Origin of the sequence: Rhodopseudomonas infernalis, from assembly GCF_022271405.1 — a bacterium.
GTDB lineage: Bacteria > Pseudomonadota > Alphaproteobacteria > Rhizobiales > Xanthobacteraceae > Rhodopseudomonas > Rhodopseudomonas infernalis.
Window position 1 is genome coordinate 195,295 of record NZ_JAJNAL010000001.1, and the last position, 16,811, is coordinate 212,105.

Consider the following 16,811-nt stretch of genomic DNA (forward strand, 5'->3'; position numbering starts at 1 on the left):
CGCTGCACCTCCGGCAACTCTCAGCCGATCGCCGATCCGCCCCGCGTAGCTCGTAGCTCTGGAAGTGGTCATCATGTCGCTCGCCCTCCGATCCTCTGCGGTCCGATACTTGATACACGTCGGCGCACTCGGCCTTGCGCTCTCGGCCGTCGCGATGCCGAATCTCGCTGGCGCACAGTCCGGCAGCGCCGGCGGCAGTCTCGGCGACGGCGAGAAGTCGCTGTCCGGATCGCGTGCACCGCGCAGCGTCGAATCGCCCGCGCCCGTACGCCCGCGCAAGCCGGCGCGCGAGAAGCCCCGCGCCGCACGATCCGGCGGCGGTGGCGGCGCGACCTTCGATGGCGCGTGGGCCGTCGTCAGCGTCGGCCGGCCCTGCGGCGGTGCCTCCGAGGCAATCGTGATCTCCGGCGGCCGGTTTGCCGGGCAGTACACCTCCGGCCAGGTGTCGCCGAGCGGCCAGACCAGCGGCGCCGGCTCGGCCAACGGCATCAGTTGGACCTCGTCCGGCCGGTTCTCGGCCCGCAGCGGCTCCGGAACGTTCCGCCGCTCCGACGGCTGCGTCGGCACCTGGACGGCGTCGAAGCAGTAGTTGAACCTAAACGATCAGCGGCCCGAGCCGTCGGCGCAGACCGCGCCGACGATCCGGCACGCTTTGCCGGACTTGCCGCAGGCGCTGAGCGCCGCCTCACGCGCACTCGCCACCGCGTCACGGTCGACCAGCGACCACGCCTGCGGCGACACCGCGAAGGCGCCGCAGCGCCCGCCATAGAAGCTGAGCTCGACCGGGCACTTCGCCGTGCCGCATTTGGCGCGGGCATCGGCCACCGCCGCCTTGCGCGTCGCGTGGTTCCAGGCGACGCCCCACTTCTCCTTGTCCGGATCATAGACGATCGAGCCCCACGGCTTGAGGCCTTCGGCGTCACGCAGCCGCGCCAGCAGGCCTTCGGTCGCCTCCCCTGTCTGCGGCAGCGACGCCCGCTGCTGGAACTTGCCGATCGCCTGCCGCAGTCCCGCGCTGCCGTTCGGCACCTCGGGATCGAAATTGAGCTCGTACAGTCGCTCGCGCAATTCACGCAGCGCCGCCGCGTCGGTCAGCGGCGTTCGCTCCGGATCGAGCCGCGGCGCCGCGCTGAGCCGTGCTTCCTGCACCGGCGAAGCCGCTGACGACGGCCGCGCCGGCGCCACGAAGTAGAACGTGCCGTCGATCGGCGACGACGCCACCCACGGTTGCTGCGCGCCGGCGGTCGCGCGCATCACCGCCAGGCCGACCTGGTTGAAGGTCTGAAACAGATCGAGCCCGGACAGCCGCACCGTGGCGGCCAGCGCGCGCGTATAGGGACTGTGGCCGTCGCCGCCGTCGAGCGCGACGCTGCCGGGCTGCGTGGCGTAGGAGATCAGCGTGCCGTCCGGTGCGCGCATCTGCGCCAGCCCGCCTTCCGACGCGCGCAAGCCGCGTACGCCGAACGGGTTGTTGCGGCAGGCATCGAGGATCACGATCTTCAGCCGCGTCCCCGCCCCCTGCATCTGGCGCAGCACGACGTTGACGTCGACCATCTGAAAATCGACATCGGCCTCGCGCACCGGATTGGCGTTGACCGGCACCAGATAGTTGGCGCCGCTGAGCTGCACGCCGTGGCCGGCGTAATAGAACAAAGCGACGTCGGCGCCCTGGATATCGCGGCCGAAGCTCTGCACCGCGGCGTCGAGTCCGGGCTTGTCGAGGTCGAGCTGCGCGCGGCCGCCGACCAGCGAAAAGCCGATGCCGGCCAGCGTCTCGGCCATCAGCGCCGCGTCGTTCTTCGGATTGTCGAGCCGCGACACGTTCTGATAGCCGGAATTGCCGATCACCAGCGCCACGCGCTTCTCGGCCTGCGCCGGCGACTGCCACAGCACAGCCGCCCACACGGCCAGCGCAACTGCGATTCCAAACCGCCCCATGCCAGATCCACTCAGCCAGACCGCGACAGCGGCGAGACTAGCGGTTTTGCGCGGCGCGGGAAACGCAACTTGTCGGACGGCTCGGCCCATCGGCGCTGGCCCCCGGCGGCCCGTGATCCTGCCCGGCTGATGCTCGCGAAGGCGCTCCCGCCCGCTGCATCGCTCCCCTCCCGGAATCCGGCCCAAAGACCACGCGCGATGCGCTTTGTACCTCGGCAACCATCTCTTTCGAACGATTCAAGGAATGGCGGCGCTTTCGCGTAGTTCATCACCTCGAGCGGGGAGATCAAGGAAATCAACACGATACAAGCGCCGGGCCGTCGCGACGACGAAGCGGTTCGATCGATTCCAAATTAGTTTCGCGCCAAAGCTTCGAGTGCGCATTGCTGCACGTGCGCCCGTCCGATTAGTAGACCCCAACAATCTGGGGGCTCAAATGAAAATCGTCGAGGCCGGCGCGAATGCCGGTCGTGGATCCGTGCTGAGTGCACTGCTGCTGAGCAGCGCCATCATGTCGCCGATAACCTGGCCGTCGTCGCCGGCCGCCGCGCAGAGCGCCCCCTCGGCCACCGAGCTGCCCCCCGTCGAAGTCACCGCGCCGCAGGCGACGCGCCGTCAGGCACAGGCTCCCCGTGCGAACACCCGCTCCGCCACAGGCCCTTCCCGCCGCTCCGCCCAGCGTGCAGCTCGCGCGCCGCAGCCGGCACAGCCGTCGCAGCGCGCCGTGTTCGAACGCGGCACCGATCCGGTGCCGGGCTTCGTGCCGAGCGTCAGCGCCAGCGGCACCAAGACCGACACCAGGCTGATCGAGACTCCGCAGTCGATCTCGGTGGTCAGCCGCGACAATCTCGACGCACGCGGCGTCGACACCATCGCGCAAGCGCTGCAATACAGCGCCGGCGTCGCGGTGCAGACCGGCGGCGCCGATCCGCGCTACGATCAGGCCCGCATTCGCGGCTTCGAGACCAACGGCTTCTCCAACTATCGCGACGGCCTGCGCGACATCGGCAACGGCTCGGCGTATTTCTCGGTGTTCCGCAACGAACCCTACGGTGTACAGCGGGTCGACATCGTCAAGGGCCCGAGCTCGGTGATGTACGGCCAGAGTCCGCCCGGCGGCCTGATCGACCTGATCAGCAAGCGGCCGACCGATCAGGCCTTCGGCGAAGTGGTCGGGCTGGTCGGCAGCGCCGACCGGCTGCAGGGCGCGTTCGACGTCGGCGGTCCGGTGGACAAGGACAAGACGCTGTTCTATCGGCTGACCGGCGTGCTGCGGGATTCCGACGCGCAGATCGCGAAGTTCTCCGACAAGGTCAAGGACGATCGCGCCTACATCGCGCCGGCGATCACCTGGCGGCCGACCAACGACACCACCCTGACGATCCTCAGCGACTATCAGCACGACGTCACCGGCAACGCGTTTCCTCTGTCGGTCGCCACGGTGCGCGGCGGCAAGGTCGTCAAGATGACGGCGCTGCCGCTGTTTCTCGGCGATCCGTCCTACAATACGTTCGACCAGTCCCAGTATCGCGTCGGCTACCAGTTCGAGCACCGTTTCAGCGACGATCTGATCGTGCGCTCGCGGGCCCGCTTCGGCCATGTCGACCTCGAATATCGCTATCTCACCTTCGCCGGCACGCCGCTCGACACCCAGACCGTGTACCCGCGCGTCTCGCGGCGGGTGTTCGAGACCAGCAACAGCTTCAACACCGACAACCACGTCATCGCCAAGACCTGGACCGGCCCGCTGCAGCACACCGTGCTGGCCGGCATGGACTATCAGGCGTTCGAACTCACCAACCGGCAGTACAACGGATCGGCGCCGTCGCTCAGCCGCATCAACCCGGTCTACGGCCAGGCCGTGACGATGCCGACGACGCTGGCCCAGAGCTTCAACCAGACCATGAACCAGGCCGGTGTCTATCTGCAGGACCAGGTCAAATGGCAGAACTGGCTGCTGACGCTCGGCGGACGTTTCGATTCGGCGCAGCAGGACACGCTCAATCGCATCACAAACCAGCCGCAGATCAGCAACGACTCCGCGTTCACCAAACGCGCCGGGCTGACCTATCTGTTCGACAGCGGCGTAGCGCCCTATGTCAGCTATTCGGAGTCGTTTCTTCAGACGGCGGGCGTGCAGTTCAGCGGCACCGCGTTCAAGCCGACCACCGGCAAGCAATATGAAGGCGGCCTGAAATTCCAGCCCAACCGCGACCTGTTGTTTACCGCGGCGATGTTCGACCTCACGCAGAACAACGTGCTGACGGCCGACCCGGCTCATCTGAACTACAGCATCCAGACCGGCCAGGTGAATTCACGCGGCCTCGAATTCGAGGTGCTGGCCAAGCCGGTCGAGGGGCTGAATGTCGTCGCCAGCTACACGGTGCTCGACATGAAGATCACCGAAAGCAACAATGGCGATGTCGGCAAGGTGCCGCTGCAGCAGCCGCGCAAACTGGCGTCCGCCTTCGCCGACTACACGCTGCAGAGCGGCCCGCTGGCCGGCTGGGGTCTCGGCGCCGGCGTGCGATATGTCGGCGAGTCCTACATGGACGCCGCCAACACGCTGACCAACGACGCCTACACGGTGTTCGACGCCGGGCTGCATTATCGCCAGCCGAAGGGCATGAACTTCGCCCTCAACGTCAAGAACATCGCCAACAAGGACACCCTGCTCTGCACCGTCACCGGCGGCTGCCAGTACATCACCCCGCGCGTCGTCACCGCGACCGCAAGCTATCGCTGGTGACGGGAACGCGCGCGCTCAGGATCTCGAGCAAGGTCCACACCTTGGACCTCGCTGATCTGCATGCTGGTCCTGCTGATGCTGTGCCTCACCGCTGATGTATTGGAGGATTGGCGCCAGGCGGGCCGGTCCCGACACGGGGCTCGCCGCCAACGCCACCGTCATTGCGAGCGAAGCGAAGCAATCCAGCGCGACGTGCGCGGCGTGGATTGCTTCGTCGCCGCGCTCCTCGCAATGACGGCCGTGCGGGACAACAGCTTCCCCCGACGTGCGGCCGAAGCTTCAGCTACTTCACCAACTCACATCCACCCTCCGCAAGCGGCCGGAACGCCTTCTCGGCCGAGACGGTCGAGACCAGCCGATAATAATCGTACGGATATTTCGACTCGTCGGGCTTCTTCACCTCGAACAGATACATCGGATGCACCACGCGTCCGTCCGGGCGGATGGTGACGTCGCCGAACAGCTTGTCTTTGCCGCTGAAGGTCTTCATCTGCGGCACCACCTGCTTGGCGTCGTCGCTGCCGGTCGCGGCGACGGCGTTGAGATAGGCGAGCGTCGAGGCGTAGACGCCGGCCTGGTTGCCGCTCGGCATCTTGCCGTTCATGCCCGGACGCTGCGCGAAGCGCTTGGCGAACGCACGGGTGTCGTCGTTCATGTCCCAGTAGAACGCCTCCATCAGTTGCAGGCCCTGCGCGACCTTCAGGCCCATGCCGTGAATGTCGTTGATGAACAGCAGGAACGCGACCAGCTTCTGGCCGCCCTGCTGGATGCCGAATTCGGCCGCCTGCTTGACGGTGTTGATGGTGTCGCCGCCCGCATTGGCGAGGCCGATCACGCCGGCCTTCGAGGTCTGCGCCTGCAGCAGGAACGAGGCGAAGTCCGAGGTGCCGAGCGGATGCTTGCTGGAGCCGATCACCTTGCCGCCATGCGCCTCGATGTATTTGCTGGCTTCGGCTTCGATGCCCTTGCCGAGCGCGTAGTCCACCGTGATGAAGTACCAGTCCTTGCCGCCGCGCTCGATCATCGCCGCCGCCGTGGTGTTGCCGGTCGCCCAGGTGTCGTTGACCCACTGGATGGTGTTGGGCGAACACGCCTTGCCGGTGAGGTCCGAGCTCGCGGTGGACGACGCCAGGAACGTCATCTTGGTGCCGCGCAGCAGCGTGTTGATCGACAGCCCCACCGACGAATTCGGCACGTCGACGATGGCGTCGACGCCCTCGTTGTCGAGCCAGCGCCGCGCGATCGCGTTGCCGACGTCGGCCTTGTTCTGGTGATCCGCATAGACGATCTCGACCTTGATGTCCTTGCCGCCGCCGGCGAAGTCTTCGGCCGCCATCCGCGCGGCCTCGACCGAGCCCATGCCGTTGGTGTCCTGGAAGATGCCGGAAATGTCGTTGAGCACGCCGACGCGCACGACGTTGCCGGAAATCTCCGCGCTGGCGGTGCTGCTCAGCAGGCACGCGGTCGCGAGACCGAGCAGGCCCTTGGTGATGGTCATGTGTCTCTCCCTGAGGTGATATTGTTTGGTGACGCCATCACCGATCGTTGCCGGCGATGGTTGGTTTAGAACTGGCGGTCCGGAATCCGCACCACCAGCCCGTCGAGGTCGTCGGTCAGCTTGATCTGACAGGACAGCCGGCTCGACGGCAGCCGCTCGGCGGCCGTGCCGTCGAGCAGATCGTCTTCGTTGCCGTCGACGGGCGGCAGCTTGCTCAGCCCCTCTTCGATATAGACGTGGCAGGTCGCGCAGACGGCGTTGCCGCCGCATTCGGCGACGATGCCGTCGAACCCCTGGCTCAGCGCCGCATACATTGCGGTGTCGCCCACGGCAGCTTCGACGCTCTCGCGGCGGCCGTCGGGCAGAATGAAAGTAATCGTGGGCATCGTGAATCCTCAGGCGGGCGTCAGTTTCAGCGGCAGGCTCTCGAGCCCGCGCAGCGTGTTGTTGAAGCGGCGCTTGACCGGTCCGGCGATCTCGATCGCCTTGACCCGTTGCGCCAGCGCGGCGAGCACCACCTCGCCTTCCAGCCGCGCCACCAGCTGGCCGACGCACATGTGAACGCCCGAGCCGAAGCCGACATGGCCGGAGGTCTTGCGGGTGATGTCGTAGCGATCCGGCTCGTCCCAGCGCCGCGGGTCGCGGTTGGCGGAGCCGAGGAACATCAGCACCTTCTCGCCCTCGCCGATCGTCGCTCCGCCGAGTTCGACCTCGCGCGTGGTGGTGCGGAAGAAGGTCTGCACCGGGCTCTCGAACCGCACCGCCTCTTCGAACGCGTTACGCGCCAGCGCCGGCTCGGCGCGCAGCCGATGCAGTTCCTCAGGAAAGCGCGCGAGGCAATACATCGCGGCGCCGATGCCGTTCACCGTGGTGTCGAGACCAGCCGACAGCAGTGAACGCACCAGCAGCGGCGCTTCGTCGGGCGTGATCTCGCCGCTGTCGGCGAAGGCGTGAATGCAGGCGCCGAAGCCGCCCGGCGCGAGGCTCGGCCGCTGGCATTGCTCGTTGACATAGGCTTGATGCGGCGCCGAGCGTTCAATCGCCGACTGACGTAGTTCATTCGGCGGGCCGAACGCATTGAACACCAGCCCGGCATAGGGCAGCAGATTCTCGCGGCCGTCCTGCTTCAATCCCATCGCGTCGGGAAACACCGACAGCGGATACGCCTCGGCAAGATCCGCGATGGCATCGATGGTGCCGCCGCGGCCCAGCAGATCGTCGATCTTGGCCTCAGCGGCCGCGGCAAAGCTGTCGCGCAGCCGCTTCATCGTTGCCGGCGACAGCACCTTGCTGAGCACCGCGCGGGGGCGCGTATGCGCCGGCGGATCGGCTTCGAGGATCAGGCTCGGCGGCCGCCACGGCTTCTCCTTCTTGAAGTCGCTGAGGCCGACGCCGCGGCTAGAGCAGAAGGTGAGCGGATCGTTGAGCACGGCGTAAACTTCGGCATAGCGCGCGACGCCGTAGACGTTCCACTTGTCGAGATAGACCACCGGCCCGGCGTCCCGCATCGCCTGCTGGTCCGGATAGGGATCGTCGAAGAAATCCAGCGAGAACGGATCGATCGGCAGATGCGGAATCGGCGCGGGCGTGGCAGACGCCGCCGCGGCCGGCGATGCAGCTTCAGTTGCAATCATCTCGTCCTCCCTTCATTCGGCACTTGTGAACCGTGCCCGCGTATCTTTATGTCTGCTCACCCGCCGCCAGCTTCCGAAAGCGCCATGACCGCCGGTTCGCCTCCCAGAAAATCACCACGCAGTTCCGCAGCGGCGCAGCCGCAGGCTCATGGCGCGCAGACGCTCGATCTCGAACGCTACGTTCCGGCCTTCATCACCTTCATCGCCAACAAGCTGTCGAACAGCGCGACGGCGTTCTATCAACGGGAGTTCGGCGTCAACGTCACCGAATGGCGGATCATGTCGCTGCTGGCGATCGAGCCCGGCATCGCGGCGTCGCGGATCTGCCAGGTGATCGGCTTCAACAAGGGCCCGGTGAGCCGCACGCTCGCCGACATGCAGCGGCGCGGACTGATCGCGATCCGCACCGATCCGAACGACGGCCGCACCCACTCGATCTCGCTGACCACCAAGGGCCGCGGCACGCACGACAAGGTGATCGTCGCCGCGCTCGACCGCGAACGGCGGCTGATGTCGTGCCTCGATACGGGGGAGCAGGAAGTGCTGATCGATCTGCTGCGCCGCCTGCACAACAATCTCAGCGCAGTCACCGGCGACGGCGGCTGACGCGCGCAGCTGCGGCCGATCCCTCTGAGCGCCTGATTGCCGGATCGCGAACACGGCGCCGCGATTGCCGGCTGAGCTGCCGAACATACTTCCTCCCGAACACGGCGACCGGGTCGCTCTTGTTCAGAATAATTCTCACAGATCAGTTGCCTTGGCAACAAATATGTTGGCGCGGGTTTTCCCTCCGCCGTCATCCTCCGCGCAACGCGGAGGATCCGGTAGTCCAGGCGCGAGCGGTCAGCGTCGCCCCCCACAACGAGCGCCCTGAACTACTGGGTCGCCCGCCTGCGCGGGCGATGATGGGAGCGGTGAGACGTGAGCGCGCCGCGACGTCCGGTTGTCGACGCCCGGCTCAGACAGCGACCGGACCGAGCAGCTCGATGAGATGCGGCTCGTCGGACTGCACGATCTGCACCTTGCTCTTGAAATCGGGATGGGCGTCGAACAGTGCAGCGAGGCTCTGCTCTTCCGCGTTCCACTCACTTTTCGCGCCAGCCTTCCGCGCCTGCTTTTCGAGCCAATCTGCCGCGCGCTCCGCGTCGATATCGGCGGGCTCGTAGGTCAGGTGGATCGCGTAGTCGTCGCCGGCGTCGCGCGCGTCGAGCAGCATCTGCAACGTCTTGCGCTCCGGATTGCCGTGCTTTCCATCGCCGGAGAACACATAGTGCCGGGCCGTGATCCGCTGGAAGAAATCCGAGGCGACATTGCGGTCGCTGCCGTGGTGCTGCATCTTCAAGATGTCGACCGCGAGCACATCGGGAATGCCGGGTGACGCCGGCTCTCCCGGACGGCTGAGCCGGCCGGCCCTCTCCAGCCCCTTCAGGATCTTGTCGCCGCTTGCATCGCCGGTCAGCAGCATGCTGCTGTCGCCGGATTCCACCAGCAGCACGATGCTCGACAGATTCGGCACCTCCTTGTCGAGGTACGCGGCTAGAACGGCCTCTGCCGTGATCGGCCGTCCCAGTGTGCTCTGCTCGCTGATCCAGTCGTTGTGCCGTTCTTGTAGCTTTGCCAATTCGTCGTGCATCGGGCCAATCACCGTCACCTTGAGGTTGTCCACATTGGCAGGCTCGGCGCCAGCCGCGGCCATGATCAGCCTGCCTTGTGAAATGTCGTTCGGGATCCAGCCCAACGCCTCGCCGAGCTTGCGCAGATTACGTCCCTGCGGGACGCTGGCGAGAAGGTGCAACAGGTCCGCCTGGTCCCCTGTCTCCGGCTCGAGCGTCGAGAACTGCGAGCCGCCGAGGCCCGCCAGGATCGAAGCTTGGGGATCGTGCGGTACTTCATCGGTGTTCAGCAGATCATCAAAACTGTTGTGCCACAGGCTGGTGACGCTCACCCGCAGGTCCGGCGCATGGTCCTGCTGTTCCTTCGCCAAATCGATGATGCCGTGAATGTGGTCGTCGTCGATGTGACTGACCAGCACCACGTCGATCGGCAGTCCAGCGCCATCGTCGAGCGCGTCTCGCCGGCTTGTCCAGAGCTGAGTAAGCCGGTCCTTCAGCGCGTTGCGATAGACACCGGCCGGACCGCCATCGATCAGCATCAGGCGGGGCCGATCGCTGTCCCCGTAGTGAAGCAGCAGGCAGTCACCTTTGCCCGCAGGCAAGACTTCCAGACTGAAAATCATCCGAGTTCTCCATCAACAAACAATCTCGCGGGCGGACACCGCCCGGACCCGAAGCCGATTGCACAATCAGATCGACTGCAGCGCCCGCAACACGTCGAGCATGCCGTGCCCCTGAAAGCTCCGCTCGCGCCGCAGATCGGTGGCGCTCTCGCAGAGGATCTGCTTGACGCGCCGTGGCTGGCCGACCAATTCGTCGTAGCGCGCCAGCAGCATCGCGGCCGCGCCGCTGACATGCGGCGCCGCCATGCTGGTGCCCGACTCGGGGGCCCATTGCTTGTCCCTCACCGTCGATTGCACCCGCTCGCCCGGCGCCACCAAATCGGGCTTCAGCCGGCCGTCGCCGGTCGGTCCGCGGCTGGAGAAGAAACTCACACCGTAGGTGTGCGGCCAGTTGCCGTGGGTCGAGCCGACGGTGATGACGCTTTCGCTGTTGCCGGGATCGGTGATGCTGAAGGCGGCGTAGTTCTCGACCGGCCCGTGCGCCGTCTCGTACTTCTGAAACCCGCGATTTCCGGCCGCGGCGACGACGACGACTCCGCTTTCGACCAGCCGTTCGCATTCGTTGCACACGGGCGTGCGGCCGCAGGCGAAATTGTGCACGTCATGCGGGATCGACAGGCTGAGATTGACGCCGTGGACATTGATGAAATTGTGCCGCTCATTGACGTAGCGGATGTACTGGAGCGCAGAAATCACCGCAAACTCCGTGTTGCCTTCGGATTTGCCGAGCACGCGGAAGTCGTACAGCCGAATGTCCGGACACATCCCGTCGTAGCTCGTGATCTTCGCCTTAGGCTTCATCTTGGCAGCCGGGGCCGCAGCAAGGCCCCTCTGCACCAGATCCGCTTCCTTCAATGCCTGTTGTCGGAGCTTGGCGTTGCGAAACGCATGTCCGTTCGCGCCGATGATCCCGGCCACGTGCGTGCCGTGCGGATTGGCCGGCTCGGGAATATTCTTCAGAGTGATGAGCTTCTCGACCTTGGCCCAGTTGATCGGTCGCTTGTCGCGGAAGTCCCGGGCTATCTCGTCGAGATAGCCCGCAACCTTCTCCGAACTGAGGCCAGTGGCTTCGGCGATCGCCGTGAAGTCGGCCGGATCGAGATCACGTGCGCGGCTGCTGATGATCTCGCGGATCCGGGTGAAATCGAACGTCTTCACGATCCGGGATTCAGGCTTTCTTGCGTTGTCCGTCCCGCCGACAGCTGCGGGGTCGCCCCCTGAGTCGTCGACGTCGAACGCAGGGTGCGTGCCGTCGATCCCGGAATCGATGACAGCCCAGACGATCTTGTTGCACTTGACCTTGAACAGGGACGCCGCAGCGTCGCCCTTAACCGCCGGCACCGAGCGATCGAGCGCGGTCGTCGCCTTGCGGTTCAGCGAAATCTGGAAGATGAAGCCCTCTTCGTTGGCATCGCGATAGGCGTCCGCGTCGTCCTGATCGCGGAGTTGCTCGAACAATCTCTCATGGTTTCTCTGAACCAGGCCGTACAGCTCGATCATGTCATAGACGATTTCCTCGACGTGGGGCCTGTACAACGCGACGGTCTCGTCCGCGGTGCGCGGCGCCCGCAAGGGCGGCAATCGCGAGGCCGACTGATGGCCCGGGCTCGCCGGTTCGGACGCGGGATCGGCCGACCTCTCGAGCCGGCCGATCCAGAAAATCAGGCCGGCCAGGGCAACGTAGCGCTCCAGCGACGAGTAGTCGTTATAGGTCTGTCGGTCCTCCGCCCCGGAGGCAGCGCTCGGTGACAGCAACAGTTCGACCAGTTGCGGCACCCGCGACTGCAACTGTTCGATGCGGTCTTTGACCTGCGGCAGCCGCCACCATTGTGTCAGCGGCACGAGGATGCAGAGCACTTCGTCGAAATAAAGTTCGGCCGCGACCAGCCCCTGCAGATAGGCGATCTTGGCGCTCGGAAGTTCTTCCTTTTTGGTATCCTCGATCGCGTCGTATTCGGACGTTTTGTGCCGGGGCGCTGGCCTCGGCAGCGGCAGCGCGTTGCGCGTCGCGTCCCAGATGTCGCGCCCGTCGGGGATCAGGTTGGCGACGCTCGCCGCAGTCGCGGCGCGATGCGGCGTGATGAGGACGTCCTGAAGATTGCCCGGATCCAACGCGTAGGCCGCCCACACGTCGCCGAGCAATGGAGAATCCTGCAGCACGCGTCGGTCGTCGGTGGGGCCGAGCAGGATCGTCTCGAGCAGATCCCTCGGCAGCGGAAACTGCGTCGGCCGGCCGTCCGCCGAATGCGGCCAGGGCTCCTTGCCGGACATTCTGTCATCGACCATGCGTGCTCCTCCCGGCAGCTCGGCGGCCGCCTATGGTCCGTCGTCCACTTGGTTGCGGCTCACACCTTGGCGTTCGGATAAGGAAAGTCCGTCGGCTTCGTAAGCTTCGGGTCGACCCAGCGGCGGAGCGCGGCGTCGCACACGGCGTAACCCCAGTTGATCAGCCGGTCCTGGGTAAGATCGTCGATTGCTGAAAGCCGGGTCGCAATGTCGGCAAGCTTCATGGTGCGGTCGTGTGGGCAGACGAGCGCGTGCTGACCTAACCCGTAGTCGGCGATATTGGTGCGGATGCCCCAATAAGTGCCGGCACGGATCTTCGCCTCGAACGAATCGATCACCTGCCGCTTGCGTAGCGCGCGAACCTGATTGTCGACCAGGTTGAGCACCCGGTAAGCATGCCGAGCCCAATCCGTCTTCGGCCCTTCTTCCGGAGCCATCTGGCCACCGGCGTCGCTCACCAGGATGGTGGTGTAGCGCTTCCACGCCGTCTCCAACCCGAGATTGTCGTAGACGCCGCCGTCGGTGAGTAACGCTTGGCTGGTGTAGGGAGGCCGCTGCAGATCGTCGCCGGTGTTGGGCTCGAAGTCCGCCGGATCGAGCGCGAGTCGGAACGGCGACAGGAACGGCGGAAACGCCGACGATGCCGCCACCGCCTTGGCCACTTCCACCTTCGGGCGATTCACTTTGCCGACCCGATAGTCCCGCATATATAGCCGGGAGAAGCGCCACAACGCGCCGGACTGCACGCTGGTTGCGTTGATCACGAAGCGCGGCGTCTCCGGCAGATCCTGCAGCGACGCGCCGCGGAATAGTTCGCGATCATAAGCTTTGGCGATCTCGTCGCCGACCGACGAGCCGGGCAGCATGCCCCGCAAGATCGCGCCGATGTCGATCGTAGTCCCCGCGAAAGCGCGCAGCGGTGCCACGACCTTCGGCACGAACTCGCTCAACGTCGTATCGGTTGCGAAGCTTAGTTCGCGCCATTTCAACGCCAGCAGGCCGGCCGTGATCGATCCACCCGAGACGCTGGAAATCCGTTTCAGCCTCTGGAGATACCCGGTCTCGTGCAACCGCCACAGCGCGCCGATATGAAACACCATGGCGCGATAACCGCCGCCCGATAGGCACAGGGCGATGCCCTCCTCGGGCGGCGATGGGACATGTGCGCGTTTGGGGTCAGGGCGCGGATCAACCGGCGAAGCCGCAGCCGACGATATCGTGATCGTTGAATCGGTCATGTCCATTGCCTCCTTGCAATCGGCTGGACGACCTGGCGAGTAAGAAATGGTGTAGAATGAATAATCTCAATGAGGCTTCATAGCACGCAGCTAGCAAACTCCGCAAGTAACATGTGCGTCGAGCACCACGTGTATTGCGCAGCGGAAGTATCCGACCAGCATCCATCGAAATTTGCCGCGCGGCGACCAGTTATGTGACGTGGCGACTATGTGACCTGCCGCCAGAACAGCCCGATCGTCAGCGCGATGCCCAGCACGACGACGCCGACGCGCAGCCATTTCTCGTTGACGCGCCGCAGCACCCAGACGCCGGCGAGATAGCCGACGGTCGACGACACGGCGAGCACGCCGGCTTCCAGCCACTTCACTTCCGGCGAGAGCGCGAACATCACCACGGCCGAGGCGTTCATCGCCGCGGCGAGTGCGTTCTTGGTGGCGCCGGCGTTGCGCGCGTGCATGCCGGCGACCGACAACGCCGCCATCATCAGAAAGCCGATGCCGCCGCCGAAGTAACCGCCATAGATCGCGATCACGAACTGGATGGCCCCCAGCATGCCGACGTTGATCTTGGCCGGCTCCGCCCTCGCCGTGCGGACGAAACTGCCCCAGGCGAACACCGCGGTGGCGAACAGTACCAGCCACGGCATCATCCGGGCGAAGATCGTCGGCGGCGTGATCAACAGCAGCAGTGCACCGACTGCCCCGCCCAGCAGGCTGATCGCGATCAGCCAGCGAAACGACAGCCGCCCGACCCCGAGCACCATCGAGCGCCCCGCGAAACCCGAAGCGAGTTGGCCGGGAAACAGCGCGACCGTCGAGGTGATGTTGGCCGACAGCGGCGATAGCCCCGCCAGCAGCAAGGCCGGCAGGGTGACGAACGAGCCGCCGCCGGCAAGCGTGTTCTGCATGCCGGCCCACAGGCCGGCAACGGCGATAAGAAGGAGAGCGGTCATGGGCCCCTTCTGCGCCAACACGCAATGAATTGAAAGCCCCTGACCGCCGGATCGGCCCGGCCTGGCGAGACCGCAAACGCACGAAATTGATCGCTGGCGGCTCTGCGCTCGGCGATCTTCTCCGGCGGGGCCGTGTCGTTCGACGCCTGTCCACTCCAGGCATGGCTGTCGGGATGAACTGCAGCGAGAATCTTCCTGGTGCTGCCTGAATGGCCACTCCACACCGATCGCCGTTGGCGTCGACAGCGTGCCGGTCGCCCAACCGAATTCGCCGCAGTATTATACCATCGAAGCGAGACACATTCACGCCAGTTGGACGACAAGTAGTTTCACGAGGTCGCATTTCCGGGTCTAAGTAACAATTTGTTCAATCGAGCCGCCGATATTTTTCGCGGCTTAGCTCAATCAAACGGTCGCGCACGACAGGTCAGGCGCATGGACGAACTGTCCAAGCTTTGCATATCCAAAGTTGAAGCTCTCGAGCGCTCTCAGGGAGTGGTCGAATTGAGCCTTGACGGCAAGATCATTCGAGCCAACTCGCTATTTCTCGATCTGATGGGGTACGAGGCATCAGAGGTCGTCGCTCACCCGCACTCGATATTCGTACCTCCCGGCCAGCGCAATGCTGCCGACCATCTGCAGCTTTGGCAGAGATTGCGCCGCGGCGAATTCACGGTCGGAGAATTCTGCCGCATCAACAAATCGAAGGACCTGGTTTGGATCCACGGCGTGTACTGCCCGCTGCTGGCAGAGGATGGGCAGCCTTATAGGATATTGAAATTCGTCAGCGACATCTCGGCACGGAAACGGCAGGACGCCGATTTTGCCGGGCAGATCGCCGCCATCCGAAGATCTCAGGCCGTGGCAGAGTTCGACCTGGACGGCCGCATTCGCTACGCCAACGATAAGTTCCTCGAGATCGTCGGGTATCGGCGTCACAAGATCATCGGCCGGCATCACGCGACATTCGTTCCCGAAGAGCAGCGGGGAACGGCCGCCTACGAGGATTTCTGGCGCCGGCTGCGGAGCGGCGAGTATCACACCGGCACGTTCAGGCGGATCGATTCCGCAGGCAAGACTCGATGGATTCAGGCGAGCTACAACCCGGTTCGTGACGAGAACGGACAGATCAGCAAGATCGTCAAGTTCGCGGTCGATCAGACCGAGGCCACCGAAGATCACATTCGGGTGGACTATCTGCACCGTCACGACACGCTGACCGAACTCGCCAATCGAGCAGGGCTGAACCTGGCGATCAATGCCGCGCTGGAGCAGGGAGGCGGCCGGCGTCTGTCGATGCTGCTGGTCGATCTCGACCGGTTCAAGTGTATCAACGACACGTTCGGTCATGCGGTCGGAGACCAGGTGCTGAAGACGGCTGCGGCTCGCATCAAGGAAGTGGTGCCCGGGGCGGTGGTTGTAGCCAGGTTGGGAGGGGACGAATTTGCGATCGTCCTGGACGAACTGGCCGACTGCCAGGCCGCCGCCGCACAGATCGTCAGTTCTGTCGCAGAGCCGATCTTCCTGGACGGCGTCGTGCACAAGATCGGCGCCAGCGTCGGAATCTCACGCCACGGTGCAAGCGGGAGCGAGATGCTGCGCCGCGCGGATATTGCGCTCTATGCGGCCAAGGATGCAGGCCGCAACACCTATCGCTTGTTCGGGGAAAGCGACGCGGTCGAGACCGATCTTCCTAAAACCGCCGGCGCCTGCACCTTCTGAAGTTCACCCATCGAAGCATCGCCGCAGCAAGTCATTTCACCGCGGCGGCTTCTTCAGCTTCGCCCGCTTCGGCAGCAGCGCCGGCCAGGACACGATGTGATCCTCGAGGTCCTCGACCGAGATCTCGGTTTCAGTCGCCTCGACTCGCCCGCGCACCGAGACGCCAGCGTCGTGAACGCTGTTCGAATCACCGGAGATCAGCGGATGCCACCAGTACAGGTCCCGCCCCTCGGCGACCAGCTTGTAGCCGCAGCTCGGCGGCAGCCAGGTCAACTCACGGACGGTCTGAGGAGTCAGCCGCACGCAATCCGGCACCCGCTCCGACCTGTTCGCGTAGTCGTGGCAAGCACACGCCTGCCCGTCGAGCAACCGGCACCCGACATGGGTGAAGTAGATCCGCCCGGTGTCCTCATCCTCGAGCTTCTCCAGACAGCAGCGCGCACAGCCGTCGCACAGGCTCTCCCACTCGGCCGCGGACATCTGTTCCAAGGTTTTGGTTTTCCAGAAGAAACCGTCCTGGTCGGAGGCCTTCTTGCGGGCTGAGGTCATGCCGTTCG

The 16,811-nt window shown here is 65.0% G+C and carries 13 protein-coding genes; 4 read left to right on the forward strand and 9 right to left on the reverse strand.

Features of this window, described 5'->3' with window-relative positions; all coding sequences use genetic code 11:
• The first annotated feature begins 154 nt into the window (after positions 1-154).
• Positions 155-589 (forward strand): hypothetical protein, encoded by a 435-nt coding sequence (locus LPW26_RS00900; protein WP_238732349.1) that lies wholly within the window; start codon positions 155-157, stop codon positions 587-589.
• Between the two features lie 14 nt (positions 590-603).
• Here LPW26_RS00900 and LPW26_RS00905 read toward each other — a convergent pair whose 3' ends face one another.
• Positions 604-1,938: a caspase family protein gene (locus LPW26_RS00905; RefSeq protein WP_238732350.1), complete on the reverse strand. Its 1,335-nt coding sequence runs from the start codon at positions 1,936-1,938 to the stop codon at positions 604-606.
• 436 nt (positions 1,939-2,374) lie between these two features.
• Here LPW26_RS00905 and LPW26_RS00910 point away from each other — a divergent pair, with 436 nt between their 5' ends.
• The gene (locus tag LPW26_RS00910) at positions 2,375-4,687 is read left to right on the forward strand and encodes a TonB-dependent siderophore receptor (protein ID WP_238732351.1); all 2,313 of its coding nucleotides are present in this window, start codon (positions 2,375-2,377) and stop codon (positions 4,685-4,687) included.
• A gap of 283 nt (positions 4,688-4,970) precedes the next feature.
• Here the strand turns inward: LPW26_RS00910 and LPW26_RS00915 are convergent, their stop codons facing one another.
• The 3 genes from LPW26_RS00915 to LPW26_RS00925 all read right to left on the reverse strand — a co-directional run bounded on the left by LPW26_RS00915 (position 4,971) and on the right by LPW26_RS00925 (position 7,819).
• Complete coding sequence (locus LPW26_RS00915) at positions 4,971-6,185, reverse strand: ABC transporter substrate-binding protein (protein ID WP_238732352.1); 1,215 nt, start codon at positions 6,183-6,185, stop codon at positions 4,971-4,973.
• Positions 6,186-6,250: 65 nt separating this feature from the next.
• On the reverse strand, positions 6,251-6,571 hold the full coding sequence (locus LPW26_RS00920) for a 2Fe-2S iron-sulfur cluster-binding protein (protein WP_238732353.1): 321 nt from the start codon (positions 6,569-6,571) through the stop codon (positions 6,251-6,253).
• Positions 6,572-6,580: 9 nt separating this feature from the next.
• The gene (locus LPW26_RS00925; RefSeq protein WP_238732354.1) at positions 6,581-7,819 is read right to left on the reverse strand and encodes a cytochrome P450; all 1,239 of its coding nucleotides are present in this window, start codon (positions 7,817-7,819) and stop codon (positions 6,581-6,583) included.
• Positions 7,820-7,903: 84 nt separating this feature from the next.
• On the opposite strand from LPW26_RS00925, the gene LPW26_RS00930 reads away from it, so the two are divergent.
• Positions 7,904-8,425, forward strand: coding sequence for a MarR family winged helix-turn-helix transcriptional regulator (locus LPW26_RS00930; RefSeq protein WP_238732355.1), 522 nt, complete (start codon positions 7,904-7,906; stop codon positions 8,423-8,425).
• 352 nt (positions 8,426-8,777) lie between these two features.
• Here the strand turns inward: LPW26_RS00930 and LPW26_RS00935 are convergent, their stop codons facing one another.
• The 4 genes from LPW26_RS00935 to LPW26_RS00950 form a co-directional block, all read right to left on the reverse strand.
• Positions 8,778-10,055: a ComEC/Rec2 family competence protein gene (locus LPW26_RS00935; RefSeq protein ID WP_238732356.1), complete on the reverse strand. Its 1,278-nt coding sequence runs from the start codon at positions 10,053-10,055 to the stop codon at positions 8,778-8,780.
• A 66-nt stretch (positions 10,056-10,121) separates the two neighbouring features.
• Positions 10,122-12,341 (reverse strand): S8 family peptidase, encoded by a 2,220-nt coding sequence (locus LPW26_RS00940; protein WP_238732357.1) that lies wholly within the window; start codon positions 12,339-12,341, stop codon positions 10,122-10,124.
• A gap of 59 nt (positions 12,342-12,400) precedes the next feature.
• The gene (locus LPW26_RS00945; protein ID WP_238732358.1) at positions 12,401-13,579 is read right to left on the reverse strand and encodes a patatin-like phospholipase family protein; all 1,179 of its coding nucleotides are present in this window, start codon (positions 13,577-13,579) and stop codon (positions 12,401-12,403) included.
• A 206-nt stretch (positions 13,580-13,785) separates the two neighbouring features.
• Positions 13,786-14,532, reverse strand: coding sequence for a sulfite exporter TauE/SafE family protein (locus tag LPW26_RS00950; RefSeq protein WP_238732359.1), 747 nt, complete (start codon positions 14,530-14,532; stop codon positions 13,786-13,788).
• 435 nt (positions 14,533-14,967) lie between these two features.
• On the opposite strand from LPW26_RS00950, the gene LPW26_RS00955 reads away from it, so the two are divergent.
• On the forward strand, positions 14,968-16,254 hold the full coding sequence (locus LPW26_RS00955) for a diguanylate cyclase domain-containing protein (RefSeq protein WP_238732360.1): 1,287 nt from the start codon (positions 14,968-14,970) through the stop codon (positions 16,252-16,254).
• 36 nt (positions 16,255-16,290) lie between these two features.
• Here the strand turns inward: LPW26_RS00955 and LPW26_RS00960 are convergent, their stop codons facing one another.
• Positions 16,291-16,803, reverse strand: a complete 513-nt coding sequence (locus LPW26_RS00960; RefSeq protein ID WP_238732361.1) for a YcgN family cysteine cluster protein — start codon at positions 16,801-16,803, stop codon at positions 16,291-16,293.
• Positions 16,804-16,811: the final 8 nt, after the last annotated feature.

What these genes read in the sequence shown, in the direction of transcription:
- LPW26_RS00900 (WP_238732349.1), top strand. Translation starts at nt 155, where the DNA reads ATGCCGAATCTCGCTGGCGCACAGTCCGGCAGCGCCGGCGGCAGTCTC.
- LPW26_RS00905 (WP_238732350.1), bottom strand. Translation starts at nt 1,938, where the DNA reads ATGGGGCGGTTTGGAATCGCAGTTGCGCTGGCCGTGTGGGCGGCTGTG.
- LPW26_RS00910 (WP_238732351.1), top strand. Translation starts at nt 2,375, where the DNA reads ATGAAAATCGTCGAGGCCGGCGCGAATGCCGGTCGTGGATCCGTGCTG.
- LPW26_RS00915 (WP_238732352.1), bottom strand. Translation starts at nt 6,185, where the DNA reads ATGACCATCACCAAGGGCCTGCTCGGTCTCGCGACCGCGTGCCTGCTG.
- LPW26_RS00920 (WP_238732353.1), bottom strand. Translation starts at nt 6,571, where the DNA reads ATGCCCACGATTACTTTCATTCTGCCCGACGGCCGCCGCGAGAGCGTC.
- LPW26_RS00925 (WP_238732354.1), bottom strand. Translation starts at nt 7,819, where the DNA reads ATGATTGCAACTGAAGCTGCATCGCCGGCCGCGGCGGCGTCTGCCACG.
- LPW26_RS00930 (WP_238732355.1), top strand. Translation starts at nt 7,904, where the DNA reads ATGACCGCCGGTTCGCCTCCCAGAAAATCACCACGCAGTTCCGCAGCG.
- LPW26_RS00935 (WP_238732356.1), bottom strand. Translation starts at nt 10,055, where the DNA reads ATGATTTTCAGTCTGGAAGTCTTGCCTGCGGGCAAAGGTGACTGCCTG.
- LPW26_RS00940 (WP_238732357.1), bottom strand. Translation starts at nt 12,341, where the DNA reads ATGGTCGATGACAGAATGTCCGGCAAGGAGCCCTGGCCGCATTCGGCG.
- LPW26_RS00945 (WP_238732358.1), bottom strand. Translation starts at nt 13,579, where the DNA reads ATGACCGATTCAACGATCACGATATCGTCGGCTGCGGCTTCGCCGGTT.
- LPW26_RS00950 (WP_238732359.1), bottom strand. Translation starts at nt 14,532, where the DNA reads ATGACCGCTCTCCTTCTTATCGCCGTTGCCGGCCTGTGGGCCGGCATG.
- LPW26_RS00955 (WP_238732360.1), top strand. Translation starts at nt 14,968, where the DNA reads ATGGACGAACTGTCCAAGCTTTGCATATCCAAAGTTGAAGCTCTCGAG.
- LPW26_RS00960 (WP_238732361.1), bottom strand. Translation starts at nt 16,803, where the DNA reads ATGACCTCAGCCCGCAAGAAGGCCTCCGACCAGGACGGTTTCTTCTGG.